Below are 2551 nucleotides of genomic sequence, written 5' to 3' on the forward strand. Positions count from 1 at the left end.
GGATTTGCCCGTCCCGTTTTTACCGATCAAACCGACCCGCTGACCGGGATTGACGGTGGCGTTGGCTTTGTCGAGCAGGACTTTCAAACCGCGTTGCAGGGTGAGGTTCTTGATTTCAATCATGATGGTAAGGGACGGGCGGAAAAATGGGAAAGGCGGTATTTTATAGCGAAAACAGCGTGATGTCGCCGTTCGTTGGTGCCGTAGCGTTTCAACGTGAATCCATGATGGAAAAAGGTCGTCTGAAAACGGCGGACGGTATGAGCGAAACCCGCTCTGTCCGTTTTCAGACGACCTTTGATGTAACGAAACGGCTTAATGTCGATAATCTGCCGAATCCTTACGGATTTGTTGCAGAAATTTCCGCGTCCGTTCGTGTTTGGGGCGTTCGAACAATTCTTTCGGACTGCCCTGCTCTACGATAACGCCACCGTCCATGACGACGACGGTAGTAGCGACTTCCAGCGCAAACTTGATTTCGTGGGTCACGACGACCATCGTCCAGCCTTCTTGCGCCAATTCCTTCATGGCGTTCAATACGTCTTGCACCAATTCGGGATCCAGCGCGGAAGTGGGTTCGTCAAACAACATCAACTCAGGCTGAATCGCCAATGCGCGGGCGATGCCGACGCGCTGTTGCTGACCGCCGGAAAGCTGGTAGGGATAAAGGTCAACCTTATCGTCCAAGCCGACTTTTTCCAGCAATTTCAAAGCTTCTTCGCGCGCTTGGGCGGCAGGCTTGCCCTGTACGGCAACCGGACCTTCCATCACGTTTTCCAAAGCGGTTTTGTGCGGGAAGAGGTTGTATTGTTGGAACACCATGCCGGATTTGCGGCGCAATGCCAAGATGTCGTGCTTTGTCATTTTTTTGGAAAAATCGATTTTCAGCGGTCGCTCGTTGTCGAACTCGATTTGTCCGTCTTCGGGCATTTCCAGCGCGTTTAAGCAGCGCAGAAACGTCGTTTTACCCGAGCCGGAAGGTCCGAGGATGACGACCACCTGCCCTTTGCCCACATCCAAATCGATGCCGCGCAAAATGGTGTTTTCGCCGAAGGTTTTGCGGATATTGCGGATTTTAATCATGGCTTCCCCTTATTTGGCGACATAGCGGTCGAAGCGTTTTTCCAGGCGCGCCTGAATCAGGAACAGAACCTTGCAGAAACACCAATAAACCAAAGCGGCTTCGATATAGACGGGTAGGAAGTCGTAGGTACGGTTTGCCGTTTCCTGAGCGACGCGGAACAATTCCGTTACCGTCACTACCGCCGCGAGCGAGGTATTTTTGAACAAGCCGATAAACTCGTTGCTCAAAGGCGGCACGGCAACGCGGAATGCCTGCGGCGCGACGATGCGGCGGAAAGTCTGCATATAGGTCATGCCGATGGAGAAACCCGCTTCCCACTGCCCTTTCGGCACGGACAAAATCGCCGCGCGGATAGTCTCGGAAGCATATGCGCCGACATTGAGCGAGAAGCCGATGATGGCGGCGGGAATCGGATCGATGAAAATGCCGACGGACGGCAGTCCGTAAAACACAATCACAAGCTGCACCAACAGCGGTGTCCCCCTGATGATGGAAATATAAGTTTCCACCAGTTTCAGCAGGATTTTCCGCACGATGCCGCCCGAAGGCATAATCCGTACCAAAGCCACGGCGATGGCAATCACCATCCCGATCAGGAACGACGCCACCGCCAGCGGCAGCGAGACCATAAAACCGGCTTTGACCATAGGCAAAAACGCGCTGACAATCATATCGGCGCGTGTTTCCGTCATAAACGGCAGTGAAGCAAGAAAATTATTTAACACTGATGTCTTTTCCGAAGAATTGTTCGCCCAGTTTTTTCAGCGTGCCGTCAGCTTTCAGCTCGTTGATTGCCGTGCTGAATTTCGCTACGACTTCATCATTGCCTTTATTGACAATCAAGCCGGAACCGACTTTTTCATCGGCAGGCGCAGACCAAACGATTTTCACGCCGGCATTCGGGTTTTTCTTCAGATAGTCTAAAACTGCCAACTCATCGTTCAAAGTCGCATCGGCGCGTTTTTGTTCAATCAGGGTCAGCGATTGCGCCAAACCGTCCACCGGTACGAGTTCCGCACCCGCAGCTTTGGCTTTTTCGCCGTAGTTGCTGGTCAGGGATTGCGCGGTTTTGACGCCTTTGATGTCGTCGATGGATTTGATGTTGCTGTCTTTGCGCGCAACCAAAACCGCACCGCTCCAGCTGTAAGGTTCGGATTTGTCGAATGTCGCTTGGCGTTCGGGGCTGGTCAGACCGACTTGGTTTGCCACCACGTCGAAACGTCCCGCTTTCAAACCCGCCATCATCGAATCCCATTGCGTTTCTTTAAATTCGACTTTTACGCCCAATTTTTCCGCAACGGCGCGGGTGACTTCCACATCGTAACCGGTCAGCTTGCCGTCTTTGTCGTGGTAGGTAAACGGCGCATAAGTGCCTTCGGTACCGACGGTAATCGTACCTTTATTGTTGATGCGCTCGATTAAAGAACCGGAAGCGTTGGCAGTTTGGGCGGGAGCAGAAGAAGACGC

3 protein-coding genes are annotated in these 2551 nt (G+C 52.8%); all 3 read right to left on the reverse strand.

The window, feature by feature from the left end:
• Positions 1-315 precede the first annotated feature (315 nt).
• Complete coding sequence (locus tag HMPREF1028_RS03350; RefSeq protein WP_009311374.1) at positions 316-1083, reverse strand: amino acid ABC transporter ATP-binding protein; 768 nt, start codon at positions 1081-1083, stop codon at positions 316-318.
• Positions 1084-1092: 9 nt separating this feature from the next.
• Positions 1093-1809 (reverse strand): amino acid ABC transporter permease, encoded by a 717-nt coding sequence (locus tag HMPREF1028_RS03355; protein ID WP_003765700.1) that lies wholly within the window; start codon positions 1807-1809, stop codon positions 1093-1095.
• The coding region (locus HMPREF1028_RS03360; RefSeq protein ID WP_009311376.1) for an amino acid ABC transporter substrate-binding protein at positions 1799-2551 on the reverse strand (753 nt) is incomplete at its 5' end. The genes HMPREF1028_RS03355 and HMPREF1028_RS03360, both read right to left, overlap by 11 nt.

Source organism: Neisseria sp. GT4A_CT1 (assembly GCF_000227275.1).
Classification (GTDB): domain Bacteria; phylum Pseudomonadota; class Gammaproteobacteria; order Burkholderiales; family Neisseriaceae; genus Neisseria.